Raw genomic sequence first — 26743 nt, forward strand, 5'->3', positions numbered from 1 at the left:
CGTTGGCTCAGCCGGCCTTGGCCTGGGCCTTGCGGGAGCTCTGCTTGGATTTGTTGGCCGCCCGTTTGGCCGCCTTGTGGGCTGCGTCCCGGGCTGCCCGCGCCAGCTCGGCCTCCTCCTCCTTCTTGCTGAGGTAGTAGGCGTAATCGCCCCGGTAGAGCACCAGCTGGCCATCGCAGATTTCCACGATCCGATTGGCCACCCGGGAGATGAAATAGCGGTCGTGGCTCACGAGCAGGGCCGCCCCCTCGTAGTCGATCAGGGCGTCTTCCAGCATCTGTTTGGCTGGGATGTCGAGGTGGTTGGTGGGTTCATCCAGCACCAGCAGGTTGCAGGGGGAGAGCAGCATCAAGGCCAGGGCCAGCCGGGCTTTCTCGCCACCCGAGAGTTTGCCGGCCTCCTTGAACACGCTCTCGTTCGAGAAGCAGAAGCTGCCCAGCAGCGAGCGCACCTGGGTCTGGGTCCAGTCGGGCACCGCCTCAAAGATCGTGTCGATCACGGTTTTGGAGAGGTCGAGGGCTTCGGCCTGGTTCTGCTCGAAGTAGCCCGCCACCACGTTGTGCTCCCCGAGCTGGGCCAGGCCCTCCGCGGGCAGCTCCGTTCCCATGATCAGGCGCAGCAGGGTGGATTTGCCCGCCCCATTGGGCCCGACGAAGGCAATGCGGTCGCCCCGCTCCACCTCCAGTTCGGCCCCCAGAAACAGGATCTGGTCGCCGTAGCTGTGGCTGAGATCCCGGATTTCCGCCACCAGGCGCCCGGAGCGGGGGGCGTCCGGGAAGCGGAAGCGTGGACCGCTGACGCCCTCGATCGGGGCCTCCACCCGTTCGATTTTGTCGAGCAGCTTTTCGCGGCTTTTGGCCTGGGTGGAGCGGGTGGCGCTGGCCCGGAACCGGTCGATGTAGGCCTGCTGGGCACCGAGCTCCTTCTGCTGGCGTTCGAAGGCGGCCTGGGTGGCTTCCCGCTCCAAGGCCTTCTGTTCGAGGTGCTGGCTGTAGTTGCCCAGATAGGTGCGAGACACCCCCCGTTCGGTCTCCACGATCTGGTTGCAGACCCGATCGAGAAAGGTGCGGTCGTGGCTGATCACCACCAGGGCTGCGGTCTGCTCGACCAGGTAGCCCTCCAGCCACTGGATCGTCTCCACGTCCAGGTGGTTGGTGGGTTCGTCGAGCAGCAGGAGATCCGGCTCCTGCAGCAGGATCTTGCCCAGGGCGATGCGCATCTGCCAGCCGCCGGAATAATCCCCCACCAGCTGCTCGGCCCCCTCGGGTGTGAAGCCGATCGTGGGCAGCAGCTTGTCGATGCGGGCGTCGAGCTCGTAGCCGTGCAGGGCTTCGAAACGGCTGTGCAGCCGGCCCAGCTCGTGGATCAGGTCATCGAGATGGTCGGGGTCGTTGGCGGCCTTCTCCTCAGCCATGGCGTGCTCCACCTGGTGCTGGCGGATCAGCACTTCGGCCGCTTCCCCGAACGCCTGGAACAGCTCCTCCCGCACGGTGCGGGCCGGATCCACGTCGAATTCCTGCTGCAAATAGGCGATCCGCGGTTCACCCTGTTTCACCACCAGGCCACTGCTGGGTTCTTCCAGCCCGGCGATGATCTTCATCTGGGTCGATTTGCCCGCCCCATTGACGCCCACCAGGCCAATCCGGTCGCCGGCTTTGACCTCCCAGGTGACGTCGCGCAGGACCTCACCGGTGGGATAGATCTTGCCGATGCGTTCGAGGCGGAGCACGGAGTCAGGGCTGGGGAGGGGGTGGTGCGGAGCCGCTCCAGCAGCTCGGAACCATCATCCCTGCTCAGGGGGCGGCCCGTAGGGCCCTGGCGCGTGCAGACTCGTCTTCACGTGCCCGGCTGCCGGAGATGATCAAACGCCTTGAGCAGGTGGCAGCCCTGGTGGTTGCAGCTGGCCTGGCGATCGTCAGTTATTGGCTGTTCTTCAGTTGGGCCGGCGGGGGCCAAGATCAGCGCCCGCAAAGGCTGCGCAGCTCAGAGCCCGCCGCGGGCTTTCAGCAACCACTGCTTGCTCTCGCTGTCGTCGAGGCTCACGATGTGGCTGCGCACTTCCTGGGGCGTGACCGGCAGGTTGAACTCCTGCCCGAGCTCCACGATCCGGCGCACCGCACCCTGGGGATCCTGGAGGGCTTGGCGGAACAGGGCCTGGGTCAGGGCGTGGTCGCTGCTGATCCGTCCGTAAAGCTCGGCGGCATGGCTGGCGTGGAGCGGACGTCCGGCGCCGACGTTGCTGGCGGTCATTTCAGACAGCTGATTAAGCCGAGCCTAAGTCTTTCCACTGCGCCTGAATCCTGACGGCAAAACCTGGTTGCACTGGCTTGCCGTCGGGGTGGAGCTCGATCAGGCGGCGCGACGGTTGTCGCTGGTTTCGGGGGTGCCGCAGGCTGAGGCATCTTCCATGCTGCGGGCATCCAGGCAAAGCACCTTGCGCAGTTCGGCGTAGTTGGCGGCGAGGGCCTGGCGGCCCTCCTGCTGGGCGCCGTATTCAGCCCGCTGCAGCACGTGGTGCAGGTGGGTGAGCAGGTAGGTGCTGATCACGGCGGACACCAGGACGTCGCTGCGTTCGGCGGTGCGGCGCTTGCGGCTGGCTGGCTTGGAGGGGGTGGAGGAACGGGGCACGGGGTGCACCTCCGATGGGATGGATGCCCTCAGCATAGTCGTGGATACTACCCTTGCGCATCTCAGTACACTCTGAGGTATCCGGTAGTCCTCTCCCCCCGATCGATCCGTGGCGACCCGGCAGACCTCTTCCAGCGGCAAGGCCAAGTCCCCTCGCATCCAGGTGGTGCTGCCTGAGGAGCTCTGTCAGCGTCTGGCGGATCTGGCGGAGGCCGAGTCGCGCACCGTCAGCAACATGGCCAAGGTGCTGATCCAGCAGGGCGTTGAACGCCTGGAACGGGCCCAGCTGGGCGGCGCAGGGGTGGCCCTGTTCCGCCAGGGACTGGAGCAGCGCCAGGCTCAGAAGCCCCAGCGCCTGCGCGGAGCGCCGCGCCGGCTCCGTCTGCACCGGCCGGCCTGACGGCTGGATGTCAGCGTTAGGTTCTGGCGTGTTGGGGTTTGGCTAGCAGGCCCAGCACCGCCGCCCTGCGGGCCCCGGTGACGGAGGGCAGGCTGCCGCGATGGCCCCGGACATGCCACCAGGCCAGCAGGGCAAAGGCCAGGGCCTCGCGTTCCGCGTCGCCGATGCCCAGCTCCGCCAGGGGGCGCAGGATCAGGCCGCGGCAGCGGAGTCGCAGCTGCTCCATCAACAGGGCATTGCGGCAGCCGCCCCCCGCCACCAGCAACTCCACCGGTTGGGGCCCGTGACCGAGCTCATGGGCCACGACGGCTGCGCTGAATCCCGTCAAGGTGGCCAGGGCATCGGCGGGATCCCGTGGGCCCAGCTCCCCCAGCCGCCGTTCGAGGTCGGCCTGGCCGAACAGTTCGCGGCCCGTGGATTTCGGGGGTGGGGTTTGGAAGTAGGGCTCGCGGAGCCAGTGTTGGATCAGGGCTTCATCGCAGCGGCCCTGCCGGGCCCAGGCTCCCCCGGCGTCGTAGGCCAGGCGGCCGGCGCTGAAGTGGCGGGTGGCCAGGTCCAGCAGGGTATTGGCCGGCCCGCAGTCCCAGCCCCGAACCGGTTGGTGCCGCTGGGGACCGGTGGCCGGGGGAATCAGGGTGAGATTGGCGATGCCGCCGAGATTCAGCACGGCCCGCCAGCCGCCGCAGCGGCCCAGTAGGGCCTGGTCTGCCGGGGGCACCAGCGGCGCTCCCTGGCCTCCCAGGGCTAGGTCGGCACTGCGGAAATCGAACACCACCGGCCTGCCCAGCAGTTCGGCCAGCAGGGGGCCTTGCAGCAGCTGCCAGCTGGCGCCCCGGCGGCCGGGCTGGGGTGGGCGATGCCAGAGGGTCTGGCCATGGCAGCCCACCAGCTGGGCCCGGCCAACTGGATCGCAGGCCCGTGCCGCCAGGGCCTGGTGTTCGGTTACCGCTTCGGCCAGCTCCAGCAGCTCGGCCGCTGGCACCGGCTCGCCCTGGCCGACGTGGATCAGTCGGCGTTGCAGCTCGGCGGGATAGGGGCTGAAGTGGTGGGCTTCGAGTGTCCAGCGCGGGCGCTGGGGCTGGCCCGAGAAGTGGGCCAGCACGGCATCAACGCCATCGGCGCTGGTGCCGCTCATCAACCCCAACACCCGCATCAGAGCCGGCTCACTTATTGGGCTGGGGGGTCATGCGCAGGTAGGGCTTGATCTCCGTGACGCCCTTGGGGAACTTGGCCCGGGCATCCTCGGTGGAGATCGAGGGCACCACCACGCAGTCCTCGCCGTCGGTCCAGTTCACCGGGGTGGCCACGGAGTGGTGGTCGGTGAGCTGCAGGGAGTCGATCACCCGCAGGATTTCGTGGAAATTCCGGCCGGTGCTGGCGGGATAGGTGATCTGCAGGCGGAGCTTTTTGTTGGGGTCGATGATGAACACCGAGCGCACCGTCAGGTTGTTGAGGGAATTGGGGTGGATCATCCCGTAGAGATCCGCCACCTTCTTGTCGGCATCCGCCAGGATCGGATAGTCAACAGAGGTGTTCTGGGTCTCGTTGATGTCGCAGATCCAGCCGTTGTGGCTTTCGGCGGAATCGACGCTCAAGGCGATGGTCTTCACATTGCGCTTCTCCCATTCGGGGCGCAGCCGGGACACCTCACCCAGCTCGGTGGTGCAGACCGGGGTGTAGTCAGCGGGGTGGGAGAACAACACCACCCAGCTGTCGCCGGCGAAGTCGTAGAGGTTGATCGGACCCAGCTGGGAGTCCTGGGTGAAGTCGGGAACGGTGTCGCCGAGTTGCAGGGTCATGGCTGCTGCGGGGCAGGGTGGAACGAAGCGCTGATCGTGCCACAAGTCAGTGCCCGGATGCGGTGTTCGTGATCCCACGCCCATCGGCAGGCCAGCTGCGCAGCTCCTGGCGCAGGTGCTGCAGACCCAGGCCGGCGGTGGCGGAGATGAACAGGGCCGCCGGTTCCAGAACCCGGGCCCGCTCCACCTCGCCGGCGGGGCAGCGGTCGATCTGGTTGGCGACCAACCGTCGCGGAGCCGTGGCGCCCAGCGAGTCGAGAATGGCGTTCACGGTGCGCCACTGTTCCGGCCAGGCCGGATCGGCCAGGTCGACCACGATCAGCAGTCCGTCGGCCTCCAGGGTTTCCTCCAGGGTGGAGCGGAAGGCTTCCAGCAGGGGTGGGGGCAGGTTGCGGATGAAGCCGACGGTGTCGGTGAGCAACACCGGTTCGGGTAGCTCGAGCCGCCGGGTGGTGGGATCGAGGGTGGCGAAGAGTTTGTTTTCTGCCAGCACCGCATCCCGTTCACTGGCCCGGGTGAGGGCGTTGAGCAGGGAGCTCTTGCCGGCGTTGGTGTAGCCCACCAGCGCCAGCCGCCGCAGGCCCTGGCGGCCGAGGCGCAGCCGGGCCCGGTGCTCGCCCAGTTGGGTGACCTCCCGCTGCAGGCGCTCGATCCGGCGGGCGATGGCGCGGCGGTCTTTCTCGAGCTGGGTTTCCCCCGGGCCCCGGGTGCCGATGCCCCCCCCCTGCCGCGACAGGCTCCGCCCCCGGCCGGTGAGCCTGGGCAGCCGATAGCGCAGCTGGGCCAGTTCCACCTGCAGGCGCCCGGCTGCGCTGGCGGCCCGCTGGGCAAAGATGTCGAGAATCAGTTCGCTGCGGTCGCTCACCGGCAGATCCAGCAGGCGCTCCAGGTTGCGGGCCTGCACCGGGGTGAGTTCCCGGTCGGTCACCACCAGGGTGGCCCCCAGACGCCGGGCTTCGAGGGCCGCTTCGAGCACCTTGCCCTCACCCCAGAGGGTCTGGGGTGCCACCTGGCTGCGCCGCTGTTCCACCACCCCCACAGGCACCCCGCCGGCGCTGCCCACCAGACCCTCCAGTTCGGCGATCAGGCGCTGGGCGGCACCGCGATCACCGGGGGTGAGGGCCAGCAGCAGCACCCGTTCCTGGCCGCTCGGGTCGGTGGCGTTGGTGGTCGGTTCCGCCCCAGAGGCCGGGGCCATGGACAGGGGGTCCCGGCTGCAGAGTTCGGCCAGATCCGCGTCGGCTTCGACCTGCCAGGGCTCCGGGGCATCGGGTTGGGCCACCAGCAGCTCGGCGGGCCAGTGCCCTCCGGCCTTGGCCTGGTCGCCGAAGCGCAGCCACAGCCGGGGGGCCAGATCGAGCCCCACGATTCCCTCCTGGCGGTCGGGCTGGAGGTGTTTGGAGCGGCCGCAGCAGGTGAGCAGGCGCAGGTCGGTGCCCTGGCGCCGTTCCGAGCCGGGCAACCGCTCCAGCAGGCGGCCCGATTGCTCCAGGGGTCCCACCCACAGCAGCCGGCAGAGGCCGCGGCTGTCCACCACCAGGGTGAGGGGAAGTTCGAGCTCGCGGCTTTCGCTGGCCAGACGCTGCAGGCAGAGCAGTTCGGCCACCTGGTCGTCGGGATGGCGACGATGGCAGAGGCGCTCCAGCCGCCGCTTCTGGGCCGGGCGCAAGCCGGCCGTGCGCCCCGCCAGGACGCCCTGCTTCACCACGGCTGACCCGTGGCTATGGCCTGGCTCATGGGCGCTTCACCTGAATCCAGCGGATGCCGGCGGCCCGGGCCCCGGCTCCGTCCTCCGGGCTGTCTCCCACGTGCCAGACCTCCGCGGCGTCCAGGCTCAGCCTGGCCAGGGCCTGCTGAAACGGCAAGGGATCGGGTTTGGCCGCACCGGCGGCCGAGGACACCACCACCGCATCCAGCCACGGGGCCAGACCCAGGGCCTCCAGCAGGCGGGTCAGGCGACTGTCGAAGTTGCTCACCACCGCCAGTTTCAGGCCGCGGCGGTGCCAGGCCTCCAGCTGGGCCGGCACATCGGCATACACCTGCCACAGGTCGGCCTGGGCAAAGCGCTCGAACAACGCAGGGCCCAGCTCCGGAGGCAGCGCCGTGACGGGGGCGGGGACTGCACCCACGGCGGCAAGCACCTCGGCGATTCGGGCACTCCACCACGCCACCTCGGCCGCCTCCAGGGCCTGCCCGGTGAGGCCAGGAAAGGCCAGGGGCGGTGCCTGGCGATAGATGCGGGGGAAGGCCTGGTCGATGGCGGCCGCCTCAACCACCAGGCCATGGCGGGCCGCCACCGCCGCATAGGTGTGGCCCACGCCGGCCCGCAGGCCGATCAGGGTGCCCATGGCATCGAGCAGCAGCCCCCGGGGGGTCATCGGGGCCAATCCGCCAGCCAGCCGGCGGCCACCCGCAACTGGTGGGATGGGCCAGGCAGGCGGGCCAGGTAGGCCAGCCTGCGGATCTGGAAGGCGGCCGGTCCCGCCAGGGTGAAGCCCCCGCCGGTGAGACTGGCCTCGCCCGTACCGAGGCTCATCATTTCGCCGAGGTCGGTGTACTGGAAGGCGTCGAGGGGTTCCCCGGCGAGGGAATGGAGCAGGTTGTTGGCCAGGCAGTCGGCCTGTTGGAAGGCCACCTGGGCGGTGGCGGGGAGGGGCGCGGCGGCCGGGTCGCCCTCCGTCAGCTCCACGTGGGCAATGTCCCCCACGGCGAAGATCAGGGGCTGGTCGCGCAGCTGCAGGCTGGGCTCGCACACCAGCCGACCTAGCCTGTCGCTGGCGGCGGCGGTGGTGAAAGCCGGGGCTCTGAACTGGAGGCCGGCGGTCCAGATCACGGCCTCAACGCCGAGCTGTTCAGCCCCTCCCGGACCCTGCAGGTCGATGCTGCTGGCTCCAACCGCCGTGACCCTGGTGTGGGTGCGCAGGCGCACGTCGCGGCGCTGCAGGGCCCGATCGGCCTGCTCCCGGTTGAAGGCCTTGGCCTGGGGCAGCAGGCCTGGCCCCTGTTCGATCAGTTCGAGGATCGCCCGGCCATCCAGCTGATCGGCCAGCTTGCAGACCAGTTCCACGCCGCTGGCTCCCGCCCCCACCACCGCTAGCCGTTGCAGGGGTCTGGGCTGCTCCTTCAGCTTGCGGATCAGGCGCTGCAACCGTTCCACATCGGCCAGGGTGCGGAACCCCAGGCCGTGCTCCGCCACGCCAGGGATGCCGAAGCTGTTGGCCTGGGCACCGGTGGCCACCACCAGGCGGGAGAAGGGCAGGCGCCGCCCGCCGGCGGTTTGCACCACACCGGCCGTGGTGTCGATCTGGTCCACCCGGTCCTGCAGCCAGGCCACACCCTTGCCCGCCAGCAGGGCGTCGAAGCGGGGAGCGATTTCCCAGCTGCGCAGTTCGCCGCTGAGGTACTCGTAGAGAAGGGGCAGAAACAGAAAGTGATCGTTGGGTTCGATCAGCAAAACCGGCGGGTGCTGCCGGCGGGATGCCAGCGCCATGGCCGTGTACAGGCCTCCGAAGCCACCCCCCACAATCACGACCGGGGCTAATGCCGGCGTCGCCGCAGACTCCGCCATGGTTTTGTGGCCTGCTGCCGACACCGTTGACCGAACCCTAACCAGCGACTCAGGCCAAGGGCGATGATGGCCTGATGCAGACGGCTTCCGCTCCCACCCTTCCCCCGGACGGCGCCGGGCGGGCGATTGACCTGGCGGCGGTTCGGGAGCAGCTGGCTCCCCTGTCGGCCCAAGAGCGCCTGCGCTGGGCCCAAGAGACCTTTGGCGAGGGGTTTGCGCTCACCACCAGTTTCGGGATCCAGGCGGCCGTTTTGCTCCACATGGTGAGTGAGCTGGGCCAGCAGAGCGGCCGGCCAGTACCGGTGATCTGGGTGGATACGGGCTATCTCCCCGCGGAGACCTACCAATACGCCGACCTGCTGGTGCAGCGGCTCCAGCTCAAACTCGTGGTGGCGCAGGCCGCCATGAGCCCGGCCCGGATGGAAGCGCTCCATGGGCGGCTTTGGGAAACTGAGCAGGTGGGAGATCTCGAGCTCTACCACCGGATTCGCAAGGTGGAACCCCTGGATCGGGCCCTCACAGAGGGCGGAGTCACCTGTTGGGCCAGTGGGGTCCGCGGCAACCAGACCGACCACCGCCGGGCCATGGAGCCCCTGGATCCGGTGCGCCAGCGCTGGTCGCTGCGGCCCCTGCTCTCCTGGACCAAGCGCGACGTCTACTACTACATGGAGGAGCAGCAGCTCCCCCAGCACCCCCTGTTTGAGCAGGGCTATTCCACCGTGGGCGACTGGCACTCCAGCGCTCCCGATGCCGGAGAGGTGAGCGGACGGGCCACCCGGTTCGGGGGGCTCAAGCAGGAATGTGGCATCCATCTGCCCGGCTTGATGGGCGAGGGCATCTGAGCGCGGGTCGGTGGCTGTTGATCGGCAACAGCCGATGGCACTGGGCCACGGGTCAGCCTGGCGCGCTGCACACCTGGAGTGATGTGCCGGGGCAAGGGGGGAGTGGGGACGTGACCGGCTGGGCGGCGGTGGGTCCTGTGCCCGCCCCTGTTCCCTGGCCCGCTGAAGGCCGGCTGGACACGGCCGAGGTTCCCCTGGCGCGGATGCCCTCCTGGTTGGGGGTGGATCGGGCCCTGGTGGGCTGGCGGGCCTGGCAGCGGAGCGAGACGGCCGTGCTGGTGGCCGATGGCGGCACGGCCCTGAGCCTCACCCGGGTCGATGCCGATGGGGGGTTCGCCGGGGGGCGGCTGATGGCCGGTGCCCGCCTGCAGCTGCGGGCCCTGCAGGCGGGCACTGCCGGCTTGCCCGCCCTGGATCTGCCCCCGGTTCTCGCGGCCCAGCCATGGCCCCAGGCCACCGCTGAGGCCATGGCCTCGGGTGTGCTGCGGGGCCTGGCGGCGGCTGTTGCCCAGGCCGGCCGCGAGGCGCTGGCGGAGGATCCCCGCTGCAGGCTCTGGATCACCGGGGGCGATGGGCCGTTGCTGGCGCCCCTGGTGCGGGAGCTGGTGGCGGATAGCTCCCTGGTTGTGGAGTGCGACCCTGCCTTGGCGTTGGAGGCGCTGGCCGCCCTCAGACCAGGCCCAGATCGCTGAGGATGTCGTCGGCCATGGTTTCGGCCTTGACCTTGGTGTAGATCTTCTCGAGCAGGCCTTCGGGGTTGACCACAAAGGTGTGGCGCATCATGCCCATGTACTCCTTCCCCATGAACTTCTTGAGGCCGTAGCTCTCGTAGGCCGTGGCCACCGGGCAGGGCTCGGCATCGGTGAGCAGGGTGAAGGGCAGGTCGTATTTGGCGATGAATTTGGCGTGGCTGGTGGCGCCGTCCTTGCTGATGCCCAGCACGGTGATGCCGTGCTGCTCCAGCACACTCCACTGGTCGCGGAAGTTGCAGGCTTCCTTGGTGCAGCCGGGGGTGTCGTCCTTCGGATAGAAATAGATCACCACCCGCTGGCCCTTCAAGGCCGACAGGCTCACGGGCGTGCCGGCCTGATCGGGCAGGCTGAAATCGGGGGCCGCATCACCGATCTGCAAGACCATGCAACTCTCCAGCCGAAGCGCCGGAATGACAATCGCGTGAGCCTAGGCACGGGCTGGGAGCGGTGGCCGCTGCTCTGGTTGGTGCCCTCGCCAGGGGACGATGTTGCCAGCCTCTCCGCTCCGGAGCGGTGTTGGAGTGAGGCCCTGCCACCGCTGCGCCGCCGCCGCTATCGCCACAGCCGGGCGGCCCTGCGCCAGGTGCTGGCCGGGGTGCTCCGCTGCCCTCCGGCCGCCGTTCCGCTGCACAGCCCTCCAGGGGAGCCCCCCCGCCTCGAGGGCCAATCGGGCTGGATCAGCCTCAGCCACGGCGGCGAGGCTCTGCTGATCGGCTACTCCCCGGAGCCGATCGGGGTGGATCTGGAGCCGGTGGGCCGACCCCTGGATGGGGCCGGCTTGATGCGCCGTTTCTTCCCCGGCCCCGAGCAGGCCCAGCTGGAACGGATGGGGGGTGAAAACCTGCGTGACGCGGTGCTCACCAGCTGGGTGTTGAAGGAGGCGGCGATCAAGTGGCGCCAGCGCACCCTGGCGGCCGAACTCAGCCTGTGGTGTTACGACCATCTCAGCGGGCACTTGCACCACCAGGGCGATGGGGCCCAGCCGGAGTGCCGCTGGGGGGTGCTGGAGAGTTGGCGCTGGGCCGTGGTCGGCCCGGGCGCGCGGCGGGCGGTGCTGGAGAGGTGGCCCTGACCCTGCCAATCCGGGGCCAAGCCCTATCCATTGAACGGCGCATGATCGTGCCAAAAACGCAAGTCAGGCGGCCAAGACCGCATGGAACCTTGCAGTTCTGTATCAATGTGCGCCCTCTGCTAGCCATGGATGTGCCAGTGCGCGAGCGATGACTACCTTTTGGGATGAACTGATCCAACACGTCTCGTGATCAAGCGTCTGCTGGCCGGCCTTTTCGTGGGTACGGCCCTCTCCGCGGTGGCCCTGCCAGCGTCCGCCGCCGTTGATAACAACCTTCCCGTGCGTTGGAACACCGGCGGTGCCGTGTGGTCCACCAACCAGGACGCCTTCAATACCTTCCTCGAGTCCGGTGAGGTCACCGACCGCGGCCTCGAAGGTGGTCTGAACCGCTCCGGCTGGACCGCCGAGGAAGTGCGCGAAGGCATGAACAAGTCGTACAACGTCGACTTCATCGGGGTGTCCCGTTTCCTGTATTCGGATGCCGGTGTCAAGTTCCTCAAGAACCAGACCACCAGCTACTTCCCGTACTGGAGCATGAACACCTACGCCGTGCAGGCTCTGCGCTCGGCGATCGTGGCCGATGCCCGGGATGGCCAGATCTCCTCGGCCGGCATCATGAATGCCCTGCCCACCGACATGCGTCTGGCCGACTTCTGCAACACCTACACCGGTGCCCAGAACGTCTGCGCCGAGGGCCGTTGCCAGGGTGAGGCCCAGTGCACCTCCCTGCTCTCCTGGTACGTGTTCCTGCCCGCCTGCATCCAGGCCAACCAGATGGCTGACCCCGTGGCTGAGGTGCGCGCCACCCCCGCCCCCGTTCAGCAGGCCCAGCCCGAAGCCATCCGCGGCCTCTGGTGATGGGGTGCTGGCCGTAGGCCAGCGCTACTCAGGAGCCCCGGCGTTGCCGGGGCTTTTTTGTGGGCTTGAGGGTGTGGGCGACCAGCAGGGTGTGCTCCAGGGCCTGGGGCAGCAGTTGCCCGCGCTGACGGGTGAAGCCGTCCCGCAGGGCTGCCACCGTTTCGGAGTCCAGGGGGCTGCCGCGCAGGTTGGCCAGCTCGTTCAGATAGGTGCTGTTGGGCCCCAGCCAGCGCTCGATCAGCTGATCGGAGAGCTCGAGCTGGAGGGATTCCTGCCACTGCTGGGGCTGCACCTGCCAGCCCTGGGCGATCAGGCTGCGCTCGGCGATTGGAGCGCTGTTGTGCTCCGGGCCCAGCCGCTGCCGTTCCAGGTCGCGGAGCTCCTGGAGCAGGGCCCGTAGGGGCGAGTCGGCCGTGCCGATCAGGGCCAGCAGGCCGGCGGCCGGCCCCAGCTGGGGGGTGCTGAACAGCAGGCGCCATTGCCCCGTGGCCTCCAGCAGGGAGCCGGCTTCCCGGATCCAGGCGTCGATTTGCTCGGGGGACTGGCCCTGCCAGGGCTGCCGCGCCACCACCCAGTCGAACTGGGCCCGGTCATCGGCGGCCAGGGGGCCAGCCAGGGCGGTGGGGGTGTCCGGGGGCACCACCAGCAGCTTGGGCTGGCGCAGGGCATCGAGCACCTGCAGCTGGGCCTGCAGCCGCTCCCGATCGGAGCTGTGGGCCACCGTCACCACCACGCCCCCTTCGGGGGTGGCCTCCAGGGGGTCGAGTGCCCAGAGCAGCGACCGCGCTTCCAGCACCAGCACCCGGTCGTGGCGCCGCCAGCCCACCCCATCCCAGAACCGACGCCTCAGGCTGTCGAGCCGTTCTCCCTCGGCGGCCGCCTGCCGCTGCAGCCACCGTTCCAGCTGGGGATCGTCCGGGCTGCTGCTCAGGATGTCCCCCTGATCGGCGGCCAGCTCGGCCGCGGCGGCGAGCTGGGCCGCCCGCCGTTGTTGCAGCCGTTCGCGCCGGTGGCCTTCCCAGCCCAGGCTTCCGGGTTGCCAGAAGATTTCGCCCTGGAGCGCCCTGGGGAGGTACTGCTGGGCCACCCAGTGCTCGGCGTAGGCATGGGGGTAGCGATAGCCCACCCCATCGCCGAAGAGCTGGCCATCGCGGTGGGCATCGCGCAGATGGGAGGGCACCTGTTGACGGTTGGTGCTGCGCACGCTCTTGAGGGCATCAAAGAAGCCCAGCACGCTGTTGCTCTTCTCGGCCCCTGCCAGGTAGAGCGCCGCCTGGGCCAGGGGGTAGAGGCCCTCCGGCAGGCCCACCCGTTCAAAGGCGGCGGCACAGGCTTCCACCACCACCACCGCCTGGGGATCGGCCAGGCCGATGTCTTCGCCGGCGGCGATCAGCATGCGCCGGAAGATGAAGCGGGGGTTTTCGCCGGCCTCCACCATCTGGGCCAGCCAGAACAGCGCCGCATCCGGATCGGAGCCCCGCAACGACTTGATGAAGGCGCTGATCGTGTCGAAGTGGGCATCGCCCTGTTTGTCGTAGAGCACCACCCGCTGCTGGATCGACTCTTCAGCGATGGTGAGGTCGATGACGATGCGGCCATCGGCCTCGGCCGGGGTGGTTTCCACCGCCAGCTCCAGGGCATTGAGCAGGCTGCGGGCATCCCCGCCGGCCACATCCACCAGGTGGTTGGCGGCGTCGGCCGTGATCGCCACCTCCCGATCGCCGTAGCCCACCTCCGGGTCCCGCAGGGCCCGCTCCAGCAGTCGGTGCAGGTGCTCGGCCTCCAGGGGCTGCAGGCGAAACAGTCGGGAACGGCTCACCAGGGCCTTGTTCACCTCGAAGGTGGGGTTCTCGGTGGTGGCGCCGATCAGGCTCACCGTGCCGTTCTCCACCCAGGGCAGCAGGGCGTCCTGCTGGGCACTGTTGAAGCGATGCACCTCGTCGATGAACAGGGTGGTGCGCAGGCCATGGCGGGCCAGGCGCTCCTTGGCCCCATCCACTTCAGAGCGCAGATCCTTGACGCCGGCGAGCACGGCATTGAGGCTGCTGAAGTGGGCCCGGGTGCTGCCGGCGATGATCCGGGCCAGGGTGGTTTTGCCCACGCCCGGCGGGCCGTGCAGGATCAGGTTGCCAACCCGGTCGGCGGCGATCGCGCGGCGCAGCAGGCGGCCTGGCCCGAGGATTGCCTCCTGGCCCACGAAGTCGTCGAGTGTGCGGGGCCGCAGCCGATCGGCCAGGGGCGCCACCTTGGCCAGGGTGGTGTCGCGGTGGTGGCTGAACAGGTCGCTCAAGGGGCTCGGGGCTCGTCCCACCGGCTCCCATCATCCGTCCAACGGCGATACGCTCCGGCGATGGTGCTGGATCGTTGCTGGATGTCGGCGCTGCAGGGGTCCAGGAGGTTGGCGCTGGCGACGGCCCTGATGGCGGCCCTGGTGCCCGCCGCTCTGGTGCTGGGCTGCGGCCCGGTGCGGGAGCCGGCCCGGCGCTTGCCCTTGGTGCAGACCCAGCCCATCGAGCCGGCAGGGTTTCAGGCTGGCTTTGACACGGTGAGCACCCTGGAGGCGGAGGAGGAGGTGGATCTGGCGGCCCAGGCCGGCGGTCGGATCCAGCGTCTGCTGGTGCGTCAGGGCGATCGGGTGCGCCAGGGCCAGTTGCTGCTCGTGCTCGACCAGACCCAGCTGCGGGCGGAGGTGGCCAGCCTGCGCGCCCAGATGCAGACCAACCGGCTCAACTACCAGCGCTACCAGGATCTGGCCCGTCAGGGTGCGGCCAGCGCCCTGCAGCGCGATGAATTCCGCCAGGCCTACATCGCGGCGCGCGAAGCCCTGGTGGCCCGGGAGGCGGACCTGGCCTTCAAGGATCTGCGCGCCCCCATTGCCGGCACGGTGGCTGATCTGCGCGTCAAGCAGGGCGATGTGATCGAGGCGGGGGTGCCGCTCACCCGTTTGATCCGCAACGACCGCTTGCTGGCCCGCATCGACGTTCCGGCGGTGTACGCCGGTCGGGTGCGACCCGGCCAGCGGGTGCTCCTGCTCGACGCCTCCCGCGCCCAGCCGTTGGCGGAGGGGCAGGTGAGCACGGTGGATCCGGGGGTGGCAGCCGCCACCCAGACCCTGCTCGTGAAGGCCGCGTTTGCCAATCCCCGCGGCAGCCTGCGCAACGGTCAGCGCAGCCGCACCCGCCTGGTGCTGGACCGGCGGGAGGAGCTGGCGGTGCCGTTCACCGCGGTGACCCAGCTGGCGGGCCAGTCGTTTGTCTACGTGGTGGGCAGCCTGGCCGATCTGGAACGGCGGCCGGGACAGGCCGCCCTGGCCGAGCTGCGCAAGCTGCCGGCGGGCACCCGCTTTGCCCTGCAGACGCCGGTGCAGTTGGGGGATCTGCAGGGCAACCGCTACCCGGTGCGGCGGGGCCTGGCGGCGGGGGACCTTGTGATCACCGCTGGCCTGCTCAATCTGCGCCACGGGGCACCGTTGCAGCTGGCCCAGCAGGCCCGCCCCTGAGGTGGGCAAGGGGCAGCGATGCCTCTAATTTGCCTGCACATGCCCAGGGATTGTGGTTCGCGCGGTTCCGGCGTTGTCGTTGGTGGGTGTGTTGCTGGTGGGCTGCGCCGCCAAGCCGGTGGCGCGCCAGCCCCTGGTGGTGGAGACCGCAACCATCGGTGAGGCCAGTTTCAGCCCATCAATCGACGTGATGAGCCAGCTGGAGTCGACCACCGACGTGGCCCTGCGTCCCGAGGTGGATGGCCGGGTCGTCAAGATCCTGGCCACCCAGGGGCAGCGGGTGAAGGCGGGCCAGCCGATCCTGGTGCTCGACAACGTGCAGCTGACGGCGAGCCTGGATGCGAGCAAGGCGGAAGCCCGCAAGGACAGCGTCAATGCGGAGCGCTACATCTTTCTGAATGAGCAGGGCGCGGTCTCCACCAAAGACCGTGATTACTACGTCACCCAGGCGATTCAGGCCCGCGACCAGGTGCGCGCCAAGGCGGCGGACCTGGGCTACAAATACGTCACCGCTCCCATCAGTGGTGAGATCGGTGACCTCGACACCGTCAAGCTCGGCGATTACGTCCGCCAGGGGCAGGCGATCACCGGCATCGTCGACAACAGCGATCTCTGGACCCTGATGGATGTGCCGGCCACCCAGGCCTCCCGGGTGCAGTTGGGCCAGTCAGTGGAGCTCAAGTCCCAGGGGAATCCGCCGGTGATCAGCACCGGCAAGGTGGTGTTCATCTCGCCGTACTTCGGGATGAGCGGCAATCAGGCGTCGCCGAACACGGTGCTGGTGAAGGCCTCGTTCCCCAACCTCACCGGCAAGCTCAAAACCGGCCAGTACGTGCGCAACCGGATCATCACCGGCAGCACCCGCCAGCTCTCGGTGCCGGTGCAGGCCGTGATGATGCAGGCCCAGCAGCCCTTCGTGTACCGCATTTTCCGCCTCGAGCAGGTGCTGGCCAAGATTCGGGCCTCCACCCAGATTCCCGATGCCCAGAAGCAGAAGTTGGAGGCCCTGCCGGCGGAAACGCCGATCGTGGTGCAGATGCCGGTGACACTTGGCACCTTGCAGGACAACCGCTATCCCGTGCTCTCAGGCCTGGTGGCCGGAGACCAGGTGGTGGTGAGCAACACGGCCCTGTTGCGCACCGGCATGCCGGTGAAGCTGGCCAGCGCTGCCCAGCCGGGTGTGAACTGAGGACCACCCATGTCGCTCTCCGATAATTTCATCAAACGGCCGGTTCTGACCACCGTTTGCAGCATCTTGATCGTGCTGATAGGCATCATCGCGATCCCAAGCCTGTCGATTGAGAACCTCCCCAACATCGCGCCACCTCTGATTCAGGTGACGGCCAACTACGGCGGCGCCAATTCCGTGGTGACCGAGCAGGCGGTGACCAATCCGCTCGAGCAGCAGATCAACGGTGTGCCGGGTGCGGCCTATATCTCTTCCACGAGCTCAAACACGGGACAGAGCATTATTCAAGTTTATTTCAACGAAGACACGGATATCAACATCGACCAGGTGAACGTGCAGAACCGCGTGTCCCTGGCCATGCCCCAGTTGCCACAGCAGGTTTCGGCCACCGGTGTGTCGGTGATGCAGAGCACGCCCTCGATCCTGATGGCCTATCAGGTGACTTCAACCGAGGGACAGTTTGATGCGCCTTACATCAATGGCCTCATCTATGAGCAGCTCTTTTACGAGTTGGAACGGGTTCCCGGCGTTGCTCAGGTGAACATGTTGGGGGGTAGCAACCCGGCCTTCTGGTTGTTCGTCGACCCCAACAAGCTCACGGCCAACCAGCTCACGGCCGATCAGATCGTTAATGCTGTCAAGAGTCAGAACAGCGTTGCCATTGGCGGATTGATTGGTGGCCCGCCCGCCGGAGGAGACCAGCTGTTCGCCTACCCGATTCTGGTGGCTGACAACGGCAACCTGATGTCGATTGAGCAGCTCAACGATCTGATCGTGGGCAAGTCCCCCCAGGGCAACCTGCTGCGGCTTCGGGATGTGGGTCAGGCCACCTATGGCTTCAACACCTTTGCCCAGCAGGCCGTCAGCGTTGAGGGCTACCCGGCGATCACCGTGGCGGTGTTCCAGACCCCGGAGAGCAACGCGCTGGATGTGTCGGAAGCGGTGGTGGCGGTGATGGACCAGTTCTCCCAGACCGTGCCTGCGGGGATCTCGGTGAAGCAGATCTACAACATCGGCCAGTTCATTGAGTCGGCCGTGGACGGCGTGACCGATGCCCTGGGCCTGGCGATCGTGCTGGTGCTGGTGATCCTGTTCCTGTTTCTGCAGAACTGGCGCGCCACGGTGGTTCCCAGCCTGGCGATTCCGATCTCCCTGATTGGCACCTTCGCCTTTATCAAGGCGTTTGGCTTCTCGATCAACCAGCTCACCCTGCTGGGGTTGGTGCTCGCCACCGGCCTGGTGGTGGATGACGCCATCGTGGTGATCGAAGCCGTCTCCAAGAACCTCGAAAGCGGCATGAGCCCCCGCAAGGCGGCGATGGAGTGCATGGGCACCCTGATCGGGGCGTTGATTGCCACCTCCTTGGTGTTGATGGCGGTGTTCGTGCCGGTGGCGTTCTATCCGGGCGGCATCGGCATTATTTATAAGCAATTTGCGCTCACGATCGCCTTCTCGATCGCCATCTCCACCTTCAACGCCCTCACCTTCTCGCCGATGATGTCGGCCCTGATCCTGAAGGCGGAGCAGCCCCAGAAGCCGAAGGGTTGGGGTTGGACGATCGGGGGCGTGGTGGTGGGTCTGGCGTTCGGTCGCTTCAGCGCGGCTTCCTTTGGCGTCGGTGCCTATGTGTTTGGTGTGGTGCTGTTCGGCCTTGCCGGCAGCAGACTCGCCCTCATTTTTGAGCGTTTCAACCGCTTTTTTGCCTGGCTCCAAGATCGTTACGCCCGTCTGCTGGAGGTGTTAATCCGCAAGCGCAAGCTGGTGTTCGCCGGTCTGGCCGGTGGCATCGTGCTCACCGCCCTGGCGTTCTCTGCCCTGCCTTCAGCGTTCATTCCGGAGGAAGACCAGGGCTACGGCGTGGGGATCTTCCAGTTGCAGAACGGTGCCTCCCTCACCCTCACACAGCAGACCGGCCTGGAGATCGCCAAGGTGCTCAAGGAAGAGCCCGACATCACGGCGGCTTCGGTGGTGAGTGGCTACGGCTTCAACGGCTCCAGCCCCGATCAGGGTGTGTTTTTCTTTGGACTGAAGCCCCTGGAGGAGCGCAGCGGAGCCGATCAGAAAGCCCCCGCCATCGTGGCGCGGCTCAACGCCAAGCTCTCCAAGATCAGCAGTGGCCTGGTGGTGGCCGCCCAGCCCCCGGCGATTCCGGGCTTCTCGGCCCAGGGGGGCTTCTACTTCCAGTTCAACGACCTCAGCAACGGCGCCTACACCTTCAACCAGCTCGATCGTCTGGCCCAGGAGCTGGTGGCCGCCGGCACCAGCTCGGATCAGTTTTCCAGCCTTTACACCCAGTTCATTCCCAGCGCGCCGGCTTTTGGGCTGACGATTGATCGCTCGATCATGGGTACCCTCAACATCGACTTCCAGCAGGCGATGCAGACGATCGCCGTGCTCGCTGGTGGCAACTATTCCGGACTCACCTATGAGAACGGCCAGGTGCGCAACATCTATGTGCAGTCTGAGGCGTCTGGGCGCAGCAATCTGGAGGATGTACTCAGCTATTACGTGCGCAACCGCGACAACAAGCTGGTGCAGGTGAGCGAGTTTGCCTCGTCGGAGCTCACCAGTGCGCCGCCGGTGATCAGTCACTACAACCTGTACCGCACCATTCTGGTGCAGGGCGCTGAAGCCATCGGCAAGAGCTCGGGACAGGCCCTCACGGCCATTCAGCAGATCTTCCAGAAGCTGGATTTCAACAACGTCGGGTATGCCTTTACGGGCCTGGCGTCGTTGCAGCTGTCGGCTGGTAGCGCCAGCGTTCTGGTGTTCGGCCTGGGCATCCTGATCGTCTACCTGGTGCTCTCTGCCCAGTACGAGAGCTATGTCACCCCCGTCATCATCCTGATGACCGTGCCGCTGGCCATGCTGGGGGCCCTGGTGTTTCTGGCCTTGCGCTCGATCGACCTCAACATCTATGCCCAGGTGGGGCTGGTGACCTTGATCGGCCTGGCGGCCAAGAACGGCATCCTGATTGTGGAGGTGGCCGAACAGCATTTGGAGGAGGGCATGGGCGTCGTCGAGGCGGCCATGGCCGCTGCCGAATCCCGCATGCGCCCGATCCTGATGACCGCGATCGCCTCGCTGGCTGGCTTCCTGCCCCTGGTGGTGGCCACCACCGCCGGTGCCAACAGCCAGCAGTCGCTGGGCACGGTGATCTTCGGCGGTCTGCTCGTGGCCACGGTGCTGTCGCTGGGCGTGGTGCCCCCCTTCTATGTGCTGATCAAGCAGCTGGAGGCGCGTTGGTTCCCTGAACCGCAGCAGGAGTCGGTCGGTTGATCAGTGTTGCCGGCGGATGTGGCCGTTGTGCCAGCTCCAGCGCCAGGGCTCCACGGCCCGGGCCGTCTGCAGATCGGGCCGGTCGGCCAGGCACACCGGGATGAACTCGGTGGCGTAGCTGAAGGCGTTGTCGCGGATGGATTGATTCAGCACCAGGCTGCCCTCCTCGCCTGAAATCGAGCGGTGGTACGTGCCCACCGGAATTTCAAGCGCCCCCATGGCCCGTTCCAGCGCAATCACGTGGTGGGGCTGATCCCAGGCCGGGTTGAGCAGGATGAAGGTGCGCTGGCCTTGCAGCACCAGGTTGTGATCCACCTGGTGTTGATGCACGTAGTACTGCTCCGCCCCGTCGTGATCGGGCGGTGAGATGGCAGGCCCGTGGTGCACCACCACATCGGTGCCGTTGCTGTGGGGCACGCTGGCATCGAAGAAGCACACCTGCGGCGTTTCGCGAAACAGGTGGATCGGTACGAATTGGAGGTGCATCGAGCCACTCCTGGCTATGCCCTCTGTCGCCAGGGTGCTGGCCGCTGCCCCATTCAGGGCATGGGCGCTTCCAGGCGCTGACCGGGCCGGATCGCCGTGGGCGGTGAGGGGTGGCGCCGGGTTGGTTCCCAGATCCGCACCTGCAGCGGTCCCTGTGTCTTCGGCTCGAAGCGGGTGAGCCAGCCCGAGCTCCAGGTGATCTCCACCTCGCCGTTGTCCAGCCGCCAGGTGCCCCCAGCCAGCGCATCGATGGCGTTGAAGGCCAGGCCGTTCGACATCAGGCTCACGGTGGTCACGGGCTGATCGGCCTGGGCCGGCTGGATCCGGTAGACCCCCACCGCGGCGGCCACGGCTCCGCTCAGCTGCACGGCCTTGCCGACGTTGCTCGGCGGGTCGAGGCGGCTCGCCCCCGGCGCCCACGACCACTGCTCCGGCCCGGCCGGGCCGGTGAGGATTGCATCGCTCCAGCCATCGCTGTAGTCGATGCGCACGCCGTTGCCCCAGGGGGCCCAGCGCCCCTGCTCGTAGAGCTGGTTGGCGCCCAGGTGGCTGCTGCCGCCCACGGGCACCCCATTGGTGCCCGTGGTGCTGATGGCCTGGCCATCGGCGCTGAGGCGCACGTTGAAGAGGTTGTTGGCGTTGTCTACCAGGGCCCAGACGCCTGTGTAGCGCTGGCGCTGCTGCTGCTCTTCGGCGGCGAAGGTGCGATGGGCTGGCGGTTCTGCGGCCCGTAAGGCCCCAGGAGCTGGGGCTGCGAGCAGGAGCAGGAGGGGCAGATGCCGCAACCGGTACGGCATGGCTCGCATGGTCAGTGTTGGCTGGGGGGTCATGGCGCCGGCTTTCGATCGAACTCGACGATGTAAGCCACGGGACGCTGGGCGCGCACCACGCTCAATTGGGTCGGATCGTTGGCGAAGTCGTTCCAGGTGGCTGGGTCGTTGGAGCCGGCCACGCGGAAGAGGTGGCCGTAATCCTCGATCTGCTCGAGGTTGTTCGGCTTGCCCGCCGCCCAGTTGGCGTAGGCCAAGGGCTCACCACTGATCCACTGCCAGCCGCCCTTGGGTTCCTGCGCCTGGTGGCGAATCTGCACCAGGCCGATCCAGGGGCCGACGGCGTCGGCCTGGCCCTGGCGGAGGCTGGTGGTCCAGACGCGGGGTTGCTTGGCGATCAACGACCAGACGAACCGGTTTTCTTCGGCCGAGGTGAGCGTGGCCAGGTAGCCCCCGCGGGCGCTGGCCGCCGCCTTGGCCTCGAGCCAGGTGATGCCCTCGGGCACCACCACCACCTCATAAAGATGGCCGTTGCCACTCCAGCGCACCGGCTCCGCCTGGGTCGGGGCGGCCAGCAGGGCCGTTGCCCCCAGGAGCATGAGTTTGACCACTGTCTGACGCATGATTGCCTCATCCGTTGATCTGCCGACGTCTTAGCAAGCCTGAATCGCCCTGTCAGCTGGGCGACACTGGGTGCCATGGCTCCCCTGATCCCGCGCAGCACCCTGGCCGGAGCGATCGGCAACACGGTGGAGTGGTTCGACTTCGCCGTCTACGGCTACTTCGCCAAGGAGATCGGCGAGGCCTTCTTCCCGGCGGACGTGCCGTCGCTGCAGCTGCTGAGCGCCTTCGCGGTGTTTGCGGTGGGCTATCTGATGCGGCCGGTGGGCGGGTTGCTGCTGGGGCCGATCGGCGATCTGGTGGGCCGGCGGGCGCTGCTGCTGGTGAGCGTGGCGGTGATGGCGGCCTGCAGCCTGGGCATTGCCCTGTTACCGCCCACCAGCGCGTGGGGGAGCAGCTCCGCCGTGCTGCTGGTGCTGTTGCGCCTGCTGCAGGGCCTCTCGGTGGGCGGTGAGTTCACCGGCTCAGTGGTGGCCCTGGTGGAGGCGGCTCCACCGCAGCGGCGCGGCCTTACCGCCAGCTTCGCCAGCGCCGGGGCCGTGCTGGGTTTTGTGGGGGGATCCTTGGCGGCGGCACTGATCCATCTCTGGTTGACTCCACCAGCTGTGATGCAGTGGGGCTGGCGAATTCCCTTCGTGGTGGGCGCCGCCCTGGGGATCTGGGCCCTGAGCCTGCGCACCCACCTTGAGGAGACGCGGCTGGAGGCGCCGTCTGCCGGTCTGGCGGCCCACCTGGCGGAGCTGCGCGCCCAGCTTCCGGCGATGCTGCGGCTGATGGCGGCGGTGGCCCTATCGGCGGTGAGCTTCTATGCCGCCACAGTGTTTGCCGTGCAGGAGGTGTCGGCGCGGCTGCCGGCGCTGGCCGCCAGTTTCAATGCGATCACCACGCTCAACCAGGCGATCGGCGTGGGGTTGATCCTGCTGGGCGGTCATCTGGCCGATCGCGGTGCAGCGGTGGCGCTGGCGCGGCGCCTGAACCTGGTGCTGGCCGTGGGCGTGCTGCCAGGGATGCTGCTGATCGCTGCGGGCACCCCGCTGGCCTTTGCTGTGGGCCAGTTGATCGTGCTCGTGCCGCTGATGCTCTATCTGGGCGTCTATCCCTCGCTGTTGCCGGGCCTGTTTCCGGCCGCGCAGCGCTGCAGCGCCTTCTCCTTCTCCTACAGCCTGGTGGTGGCGCTTGTCGGCGGCACGCTGCCACTGGTCGCCACCTGGCTGGAGGCGAGCCTGGGGCTGACGCAAGGGCCGGCGCTGTATTGCCTGATCTGGGCGGTGCCCTCTCTGCTGGCCTACAGCCAGCTGGAGCGGCATCTGTTGCCGGACTGGCGGGCCTGAGCCCTCACGGCGCCACTCGCACCTCCGACCCGGAGAGGGCCGTGGTCTGGCCTCCCGGCGCCGCCGTGATTGTGTAGACGAAGCGGCTGCCGTCCGGGCTGACGAAGCTGGTCGCCTTCTGGCCGTCCGGGTAGGTGGCCATGGCGATGCAGTCGGCGCTGACGCTGTAGGTGGCCTTTTCGACACCACCGGAGCCATCGGAGCCGCGATAGCTCAGCACGATGCCGCCCTGGCCGTCGTACACCTCGCGGCCGCTCTCGGCGTAGGGCTTGCCGTTGAGCACGCCGCTTTCGCTGTAGAGGTAGGTGCCCTTGAGGGTGGCGTTGCTGCAGGGCAGCGGGGTGGCTGATGCGGCGCTGCCGGCGGCCATGGCCAGCACGATCAGGGGGAGCCGGGCGATCCGGCCGGGAAGGGGCAGTCGGGCGGGCATGGGTCGGTGGAGAATGGGTCGGCAGGATCAGCCCAGGCTGGTGAAATCAGGCCTGAGTGGATTGAACCCTTTGTAGGGGTGAGTGTGCAACTTGATCATGGAAAAGACCAGAGCTGTGCACAGGCACCAGATCACGATGGCCGTGATCGCCGTTGGGCGATGGGCACGATGCACGGCCCCAATCGTGATACTGGAGACCAGAGTCAGCAGATAAATGATGGCCCACTTTCTCGCGTAGCCCAGGTTCGACTGGCTGCCGATCGAGAGGCGTTGCTCCCGAGCTGCTTCCAGCTGCTTGATTTCGGTGAGGATCTCTGCCGCCATCGCTTGGGTGGTGCACTGAGATCCGGCATCCCGAACGGTGCAGGCGCCAGCGTCGATCGTCCAGGCTTCCTTGTAGAGGTTGGAGAGGGTTTGATCAACCTCGGGCTGACGCTTCATGTTGTACTCCTTGCCCCATTCACCCTGCTCCACCAGCTGGATGTACAACGACAGGTCGCCGTTCAGCTCGCGCGCCAGGGCGGGGGACGTGGCCGCGATGATGCCCAACCGGTTGAGGGCCGTCGCTTCGTTCTGCAGGGCCGCGGCGGCTGTTGTTGTGTTCTGCCACGCGGACGAGGCCATGAAGGCCAGCAGCAAGGCCAGGACGCTGGTGGGGATGACGATGTACGGCGGGACCAGTGGCTTGTTGATCAGATGATCGAACAGCCTGGTCTTGAAGACGATCAGATAGGCGGCGACTCCCAGGGTCGTGCTCACGATCACGGCCAGGAGGATGGGGGCAAGGCCGAAGGTCGGGAAGAAATAGAGCATGGTTGGGGTCTGTTGGACCAGGATTCAGCCCGCAGCGGTGCCGATCCTGTTGAGCTTGGCCGCCAGCACCGCATCGGCTTGGGTGAGCCCATCCACCTTGTGGGTGTAGATCACCGCCTCGGCGTGGCCCCAGCCCAGGCTGAACTCGGCGTGATGACCCTGGTCTTCGCAGATGGCGCCCGCGGCAATCACCCATTCCAGCGCATTCTGGAAATCGGGGAAGCTCAGGGCGCGCTGCAGGTGGTGCTGATCCGCCACCGACCAGCCCGGCAGCTTCGGCAGGAGCTCCTGCAGTTCAGCCTCCGTTGGCGTCGCTGCTCCGCGCCTGAGCTCATGATGCAGGGCCCCGGTCCTGCCGGCCATGGCGTGCCACGGCTAGAGAATCACCACTGAAGACTGTGGCTTCGGCGGGTGATCGGATTGTTGATGGTGACGCTCCAGCCCCATGCCCACCTCGAAGGCACGCTGCTGCCGCGGGGCTTCTTTCTGGTGCTGGGGCTGATCTACCTGGCGGCGCTGGCGATGGACCGGTTGGCGGCCCATTGGCGCGTGCCCGGTGCGGCGGCGGTGCTGCTGCTGGGCCTGGCCCTCCCCACCGAACTGCTCACCCGGGCCCACCCCCTCGGCCCGGTGCAGGTGGAAACCCTGCATCGCGTGAGCCTGGCGCTGCTGATCTTCTATGCCGGTCTCAAGACCGATCTGCGTCGCATCCGCGGCATGACCGCCGTGGGTCTGCGGCTGGGCAGTGCCGGTGCGCTGATCACCCTGGCGATCACCGGGCTGGCGCTGCTGCTGCTGGCGCCCCTGATGCCAGGGGGGCTGCCGCCGGCCGCCGCGGCCCTGGCGGTGTGCTGCCTGGGCGCCACCGACAGCGGTGCCCTGGAGGATCTGCTCAAGGCGCTGCGCCATGCGGTGAGCGGACGTCTCAGCCATCTGCTGCAGTTCGAAGTGGCGGTGAGCACCCTGGTCACGCTGCTGCTCTTCGGGCTGGTGGCGGGGGTGTTGCAGGTGCCCGGCCATGGCGCCCACGACGCCCTGCAGGGGGCGCTGGCCCAGCGCCTGCCGGAGCAGCTGGGGGCGGTGGGCCTGCACCTGCTCGCCGGGGCGGTGGCGGGGCTGATCATCGGCGCCCTGGCGCCGCGGCTGATCGATGCCCTGGTGCGCTCCGATCCGCAGCTGCTGCTGGTGGCGGTGGCGCTGGCCTTCGTGGCCTATGGCCTCGGCCAGTGGCTCGGTGGTGGTGGCCTGGTGGCGGTGTTCGTGGCCGGAGTGCTGCTCTCCAACGGCCGCTACCGCGTCAACCGCTTCGAGCAGCAGGCCCTGGGGCGGGTGATGCACCCCTTCAACACCGCGGCGGAGGTGACGGTGCTGCTCCTGCTCGGACTCCTGGTTCAGCCGGCCGTTCTGCTCACGGTGTTGCCGCTGGGGCTCCTGGTGGCAATCGTGCTGCCCCTGGCGCGCCTGCTGGCCGTGTGGGCGCTGTTGCCCGCGGCCCGGTTCTCCTGGCCCGAGCGCCTGGTTGTTGCCGGCTGCGGTGTGCGGGCGGCGGTGCCCCTGGCGCTGATGGTGGCGTTGAGCGAGGAACTGCCGCACCTGCGCGGCATCCCAGTGGAGCTGGCCGAGCCCCTGGCGGCTCAGCTGCTGGCGCTGATGTTCGTGGTGGTGCTCAGCGATCTGCTGCTGCAGACCGTGGTGATGCGGCGTCAGCTCGAGGCGATCGCGCAGCGATGAGTGGGGGCTGCCCTGGGTTCACGCCAGCGTCCTCACCCCCTCGAACTGCGCGAAGGCCGGATCCGTGCTCGCCAGCACCAGATCGTCTGAGCTGGCCTGGGCGGCCAGCAGGCGATCGAAGGGATCCCGGTGGGGTACCTGCCAGAGGCCGGCCTGGCGGGCCACGGCACCGCTGATCGGCAGTTCAACCGCCGCCAGACGATGCAGGGCCATGGCGTAGTTCTCGACGACGGCCCTGGCGTGTGGCAGCTTGCCGAGCCTCCACTTGGTGGCGATCTCCCAGGCGGAGGCCGCGCTGACCATCAGGGTGTTGTCGCTGTTCTCCAGGGCGTTGCGCAAGCTGGGCGAGAGCTTTTGAGGTTCCAGCAGAGCCCAGAGCAGCACATGGGTGTCGAGCAGCAGCTGCATCAGCCCCAGCGCTCGAGCTCGTCGTCGGGCAGGGGCTCGAAGAACGCCTCATCCACACGGCCCTGCAGGAAGCCGAGCTGGCGGCGCGGGCTGGGGTCAAGCGGCACCAACTGGGCGATCGGCTTGCCATGGCGGGACAGCACGATGCGCTCGCCGGCTGCAACCCTGGCCAACAGGGCCGAGAGGTGCGTCTTGGCCTCCTGAACATTCACGCTGCGCGGCTTGGGCCCCGGCGATGCGGGCGACGGAGCGCCCTGCGGGGAGGAC

At 67.9% G+C, this 26743-nt stretch carries 28 protein-coding genes; 10 read left to right on the forward strand and 18 right to left on the reverse strand.

The window, feature by feature from the left end; genetic code table 11:
• Positions 1-7 precede the first annotated feature (7 nt).
• From KBY71_RS05860 to KBY71_RS05870, 3 genes are all read right to left on the reverse strand, one after another.
• On the reverse strand, positions 8-1729 hold the full coding sequence (locus KBY71_RS05860; RefSeq protein WP_254928015.1) for an ABC-F family ATP-binding cassette domain-containing protein: 1722 nt from the start codon (positions 1727-1729) through the stop codon (positions 8-10).
• 254 nt (positions 1730-1983) lie between these two features.
• Positions 1984-2250, reverse strand: a complete 267-nt coding sequence (locus tag KBY71_RS05865; protein WP_254928016.1) for a hypothetical protein — start codon at positions 2248-2250, stop codon at positions 1984-1986.
• A 99-nt stretch (positions 2251-2349) separates the two neighbouring features.
• Positions 2350-2664 (reverse strand): hypothetical protein, encoded by a 315-nt coding sequence (locus KBY71_RS05870; RefSeq protein WP_254928017.1) that lies wholly within the window; start codon positions 2662-2664, stop codon positions 2350-2352.
• A 73-nt stretch (positions 2665-2737) separates the two neighbouring features.
• On the opposite strand from KBY71_RS05870, the gene KBY71_RS05875 reads away from it, so the two are divergent.
• Complete coding sequence (locus KBY71_RS05875) at positions 2738-3028, forward strand: ribbon-helix-helix domain-containing protein (RefSeq protein WP_254928018.1); 291 nt, start codon at positions 2738-2740, stop codon at positions 3026-3028.
• Positions 3029-3044: 16 nt separating this feature from the next.
• Here KBY71_RS05875 and KBY71_RS05880 read toward each other — a convergent pair whose 3' ends face one another.
• Genes KBY71_RS05880 through KBY71_RS05900 form a run of 5 tightly spaced genes read right to left on the reverse strand, consistent with a single transcriptional unit; the run spans position 3045 to position 8395 of the window.
• On the reverse strand, positions 3045-4181 hold the full coding sequence (locus KBY71_RS05880) for an anhydro-N-acetylmuramic acid kinase (RefSeq protein ID WP_254928019.1): 1137 nt from the start codon (positions 4179-4181) through the stop codon (positions 3045-3047).
• 10 nt (positions 4182-4191) lie between these two features.
• Complete coding sequence (locus KBY71_RS05885) at positions 4192-4827, reverse strand: peroxiredoxin (protein ID WP_190390678.1); 636 nt, start codon at positions 4825-4827, stop codon at positions 4192-4194.
• Positions 4828-4873: 46 nt separating this feature from the next.
• Positions 4874-6532 (reverse strand): GTPase HflX, encoded by a 1659-nt coding sequence (hflX, locus tag KBY71_RS05890; protein ID WP_254928020.1) that lies wholly within the window; start codon positions 6530-6532, stop codon positions 4874-4876.
• Between the two features lie 28 nt (positions 6533-6560).
• Positions 6561-7205, reverse strand: coding sequence for an HAD-IA family hydrolase (locus KBY71_RS05895; RefSeq protein ID WP_254928021.1), 645 nt, complete (start codon positions 7203-7205; stop codon positions 6561-6563).
• A complete protein-coding gene (locus tag KBY71_RS05900; RefSeq protein WP_254928022.1) occupies positions 7202-8395 on the reverse strand; it encodes an NAD(P)/FAD-dependent oxidoreductase in 1194 nt (397 codons plus the stop codon). Before KBY71_RS05900 ends, KBY71_RS05895 begins: the two co-directional genes overlap by 4 nt.
• 74 nt (positions 8396-8469) lie before the next feature.
• Between KBY71_RS05900 and KBY71_RS05905 the strand changes: the two genes are divergently transcribed.
• Entirely contained in the window at positions 8470-9237 is a 768-nt protein-coding gene (locus KBY71_RS05905; protein ID WP_254928023.1) for a phosphoadenylyl-sulfate reductase, read from the forward strand.
• A gap of 128 nt (positions 9238-9365) precedes the next feature.
• A complete protein-coding gene (locus tag KBY71_RS05910) occupies positions 9366-9929 on the forward strand; it encodes a type III pantothenate kinase (RefSeq protein WP_254928024.1) in 564 nt (187 codons plus the stop codon).
• Here the strand turns inward: KBY71_RS05910 and bcp are convergent.
• Positions 9907-10374, reverse strand: coding sequence for a thioredoxin-dependent thiol peroxidase (bcp, locus tag KBY71_RS05915; protein WP_254928025.1), 468 nt, complete (start codon positions 10372-10374; stop codon positions 9907-9909). The two genes, KBY71_RS05910 and bcp, sit on opposite strands and share 23 nt — an antisense overlap.
• A 36-nt stretch (positions 10375-10410) precedes the next feature.
• On the opposite strand from bcp, the gene KBY71_RS05920 reads away from it, so the two are divergent.
• Together KBY71_RS05920 and KBY71_RS05925 are read left to right on the forward strand one after the other, a co-directional pair.
• Complete coding sequence (locus KBY71_RS05920; protein ID WP_254928026.1) at positions 10411-11061, forward strand: 4'-phosphopantetheinyl transferase superfamily protein; 651 nt, start codon at positions 10411-10413, stop codon at positions 11059-11061.
• A 186-nt stretch (positions 11062-11247) separates the two neighbouring features.
• Complete coding sequence (locus tag KBY71_RS05925; RefSeq protein ID WP_254928027.1) at positions 11248-11919, forward strand: alpha/beta hydrolase; 672 nt, start codon at positions 11248-11250, stop codon at positions 11917-11919.
• Between the two features lie 28 nt (positions 11920-11947).
• Here the strand turns inward: KBY71_RS05925 and KBY71_RS05930 are convergent, their stop codons facing one another.
• Entirely contained in the window at positions 11948-14209 is a 2262-nt protein-coding gene (locus KBY71_RS05930) for an AAA family ATPase (protein ID WP_254928028.1), read from the reverse strand.
• An 81-nt stretch (positions 14210-14290) separates the two neighbouring features.
• On the opposite strand from KBY71_RS05930, the gene KBY71_RS05935 reads away from it, so the two are divergent.
• The 3 genes from KBY71_RS05935 to KBY71_RS05945 are packed head-to-tail and all read left to right on the forward strand — an operon-like array spanning position 14291 to position 19886.
• Positions 14291-15418 (forward strand): efflux RND transporter periplasmic adaptor subunit, encoded by a 1128-nt coding sequence (locus KBY71_RS05935; RefSeq protein ID WP_254928029.1) that lies wholly within the window; start codon positions 14291-14293, stop codon positions 15416-15418.
• Positions 15419-15467: 49 nt separating this feature from the next.
• Complete coding sequence (locus tag KBY71_RS05940; protein WP_396095080.1) at positions 15468-16607, forward strand: efflux RND transporter periplasmic adaptor subunit; 1140 nt, start codon at positions 15468-15470, stop codon at positions 16605-16607.
• Positions 16608-16616: 9 nt separating this feature from the next.
• On the forward strand, positions 16617-19886 hold the full coding sequence (locus KBY71_RS05945; RefSeq protein WP_254928031.1) for an efflux RND transporter permease subunit: 3270 nt from the start codon (positions 16617-16619) through the stop codon (positions 19884-19886).
• Here the strand turns inward: KBY71_RS05945 and KBY71_RS05950 are convergent, their stop codons facing one another.
• The 3 genes from KBY71_RS05950 to KBY71_RS05960 are packed head-to-tail and all read right to left on the reverse strand — an operon-like array spanning position 19887 to position 21765.
• Positions 19887-20372 carry a hemagglutinin gene (locus tag KBY71_RS05950; RefSeq protein WP_254928032.1) on the reverse strand — a complete coding sequence of 162 codons (486 nt, stop codon included), beginning with the start codon at positions 20370-20372 and terminating at the stop codon, positions 19887-19889. It lies immediately after the preceding gene.
• Between the two features lie 53 nt (positions 20373-20425).
• The gene (locus KBY71_RS05955) at positions 20426-21169 is read right to left on the reverse strand and encodes a hypothetical protein (RefSeq protein WP_254928033.1); all 744 of its coding nucleotides are present in this window, start codon (positions 21167-21169) and stop codon (positions 20426-20428) included.
• A gap of 29 nt (positions 21170-21198) precedes the next feature.
• Positions 21199-21765 carry a lectin-like protein gene (locus tag KBY71_RS05960; RefSeq protein ID WP_254928034.1) on the reverse strand — a complete coding sequence of 189 codons (567 nt, stop codon included), beginning with the start codon at positions 21763-21765 and terminating at the stop codon, positions 21199-21201.
• Between the two features lie 75 nt (positions 21766-21840).
• Here KBY71_RS05960 and KBY71_RS05965 point away from each other — a divergent pair, with 75 nt between their 5' ends.
• The gene (locus KBY71_RS05965) at positions 21841-23094 is read left to right on the forward strand and encodes an MFS transporter (RefSeq protein ID WP_254928035.1); all 1254 of its coding nucleotides are present in this window, start codon (positions 21841-21843) and stop codon (positions 23092-23094) included.
• Positions 23095-23098: 4 nt separating this feature from the next.
• Here the strand turns inward: KBY71_RS05965 and KBY71_RS05970 are convergent, their stop codons facing one another.
• The 3 genes from KBY71_RS05970 to KBY71_RS05980 are packed head-to-tail and all read right to left on the reverse strand — an operon-like array spanning position 23099 to position 24700.
• Positions 23099-23524, reverse strand: a complete 426-nt coding sequence (locus KBY71_RS05970; protein ID WP_254928036.1) for a hypothetical protein — start codon at positions 23522-23524, stop codon at positions 23099-23101.
• 27 nt (positions 23525-23551) lie between these two features.
• Positions 23552-24337 carry a biliverdin-producing heme oxygenase gene (locus KBY71_RS05975; RefSeq protein ID WP_254928037.1) on the reverse strand — a complete coding sequence of 262 codons (786 nt, stop codon included), beginning with the start codon at positions 24335-24337 and terminating at the stop codon, positions 23552-23554.
• A gap of 24 nt (positions 24338-24361) precedes the next feature.
• Positions 24362-24700 (reverse strand): 4a-hydroxytetrahydrobiopterin dehydratase, encoded by a 339-nt coding sequence (locus tag KBY71_RS05980; RefSeq protein ID WP_254928038.1) that lies wholly within the window; start codon positions 24698-24700, stop codon positions 24362-24364.
• Between the two features lie 48 nt (positions 24701-24748).
• On the opposite strand from KBY71_RS05980, the gene KBY71_RS05985 reads away from it, so the two are divergent.
• Positions 24749-26068: a cation:proton antiporter gene (locus KBY71_RS05985; RefSeq protein ID WP_254928039.1), complete on the forward strand. Its 1320-nt coding sequence runs from the start codon at positions 24749-24751 to the stop codon at positions 26066-26068.
• 18 nt (positions 26069-26086) lie between these two features.
• On the opposite strand, the gene KBY71_RS05990 is transcribed toward KBY71_RS05985, so the two are convergent.
• Both KBY71_RS05990 and KBY71_RS05995 read right to left on the reverse strand, forming a co-directional pair.
• Positions 26087-26476 carry a type II toxin-antitoxin system VapC family toxin gene (locus KBY71_RS05990; protein WP_254928040.1) on the reverse strand — a complete coding sequence of 130 codons (390 nt, stop codon included), beginning with the start codon at positions 26474-26476 and terminating at the stop codon, positions 26087-26089.
• Positions 26476-26743 (reverse strand): type II toxin-antitoxin system Phd/YefM family antitoxin (locus tag KBY71_RS05995; RefSeq protein WP_254928041.1); only part of this gene is annotated, 268 nt, incomplete at its 5' end. The genes KBY71_RS05995 and KBY71_RS05990, both read right to left, overlap by 1 nt.

The organism is Cyanobium sp. T1B-Tous, assembly GCF_024345475.1.
In the GTDB taxonomy this organism is placed as follows: domain Bacteria; phylum Cyanobacteriota; class Cyanobacteriia; order PCC-6307; family Cyanobiaceae; genus Cyanobium_A.

Bases quoted from the DNA above. Each gene is read 5' to 3' on its own strand.
- KBY71_RS05865 (WP_254928016.1), bottom strand. From the start codon at position 2,250: ATGACCGCCAGCAACGTCGGCGCCGGACGTCCGCTCCACGCCAGCCAT.
- KBY71_RS05870 (WP_254928017.1), bottom strand. From the start codon at position 2,664: ATGCTGAGGGCATCCATCCCATCGGAGGTGCACCCCGTGCCCCGTTCC.
- KBY71_RS05880 (WP_254928019.1), bottom strand. From the start codon at position 4,181: ATGCGGGTGTTGGGGTTGATGAGCGGCACCAGCGCCGATGGCGTTGAT.
- KBY71_RS05885 (WP_190390678.1), bottom strand. From the start codon at position 4,827: ATGACCCTGCAACTCGGCGACACCGTTCCCGACTTCACCCAGGACTCC.
- KBY71_RS05895 (WP_254928021.1), bottom strand. From the start codon at position 7,205: ATGACCCCCCGGGGGCTGCTGCTCGATGCCATGGGCACCCTGATCGGC.
- KBY71_RS05900 (WP_254928022.1), bottom strand. From the start codon at position 8,395: ATGGCGGAGTCTGCGGCGACGCCGGCATTAGCCCCGGTCGTGATTGTG.
- KBY71_RS05905 (WP_254928023.1), top strand. From the start codon at position 8,470: ATGCAGACGGCTTCCGCTCCCACCCTTCCCCCGGACGGCGCCGGGCGG.
- bcp (WP_254928025.1), bottom strand. From the start codon at position 10,374: ATGGTCTTGCAGATCGGTGATGCGGCCCCCGATTTCAGCCTGCCCGAT.
- KBY71_RS05935 (WP_254928029.1), top strand. From the start codon at position 14,291: ATGTCGGCGCTGCAGGGGTCCAGGAGGTTGGCGCTGGCGACGGCCCTG.
- KBY71_RS05945 (WP_254928031.1), top strand. From the start codon at position 16,617: ATGTCGCTCTCCGATAATTTCATCAAACGGCCGGTTCTGACCACCGTT.
- KBY71_RS05950 (WP_254928032.1), bottom strand. From the start codon at position 20,372: ATGCACCTCCAATTCGTACCGATCCACCTGTTTCGCGAAACGCCGCAG.
- KBY71_RS05955 (WP_254928033.1), bottom strand. From the start codon at position 21,169: ATGCCGTACCGGTTGCGGCATCTGCCCCTCCTGCTCCTGCTCGCAGCC.
- KBY71_RS05960 (WP_254928034.1), bottom strand. From the start codon at position 21,765: ATGCGTCAGACAGTGGTCAAACTCATGCTCCTGGGGGCAACGGCCCTG.
- KBY71_RS05965 (WP_254928035.1), top strand. From the start codon at position 21,841: ATGGCTCCCCTGATCCCGCGCAGCACCCTGGCCGGAGCGATCGGCAAC.
- KBY71_RS05970 (WP_254928036.1), bottom strand. From the start codon at position 23,524: ATGCCCGCCCGACTGCCCCTTCCCGGCCGGATCGCCCGGCTCCCCCTG.
- KBY71_RS05975 (WP_254928037.1), bottom strand. From the start codon at position 24,337: ATGCTCTATTTCTTCCCGACCTTCGGCCTTGCCCCCATCCTCCTGGCC.
- KBY71_RS05980 (WP_254928038.1), bottom strand. From the start codon at position 24,700: ATGGCCGGCAGGACCGGGGCCCTGCATCATGAGCTCAGGCGCGGAGCA.
- KBY71_RS05990 (WP_254928040.1), bottom strand. From the start codon at position 26,476: ATGCAGCTGCTGCTCGACACCCATGTGCTGCTCTGGGCTCTGCTGGAA.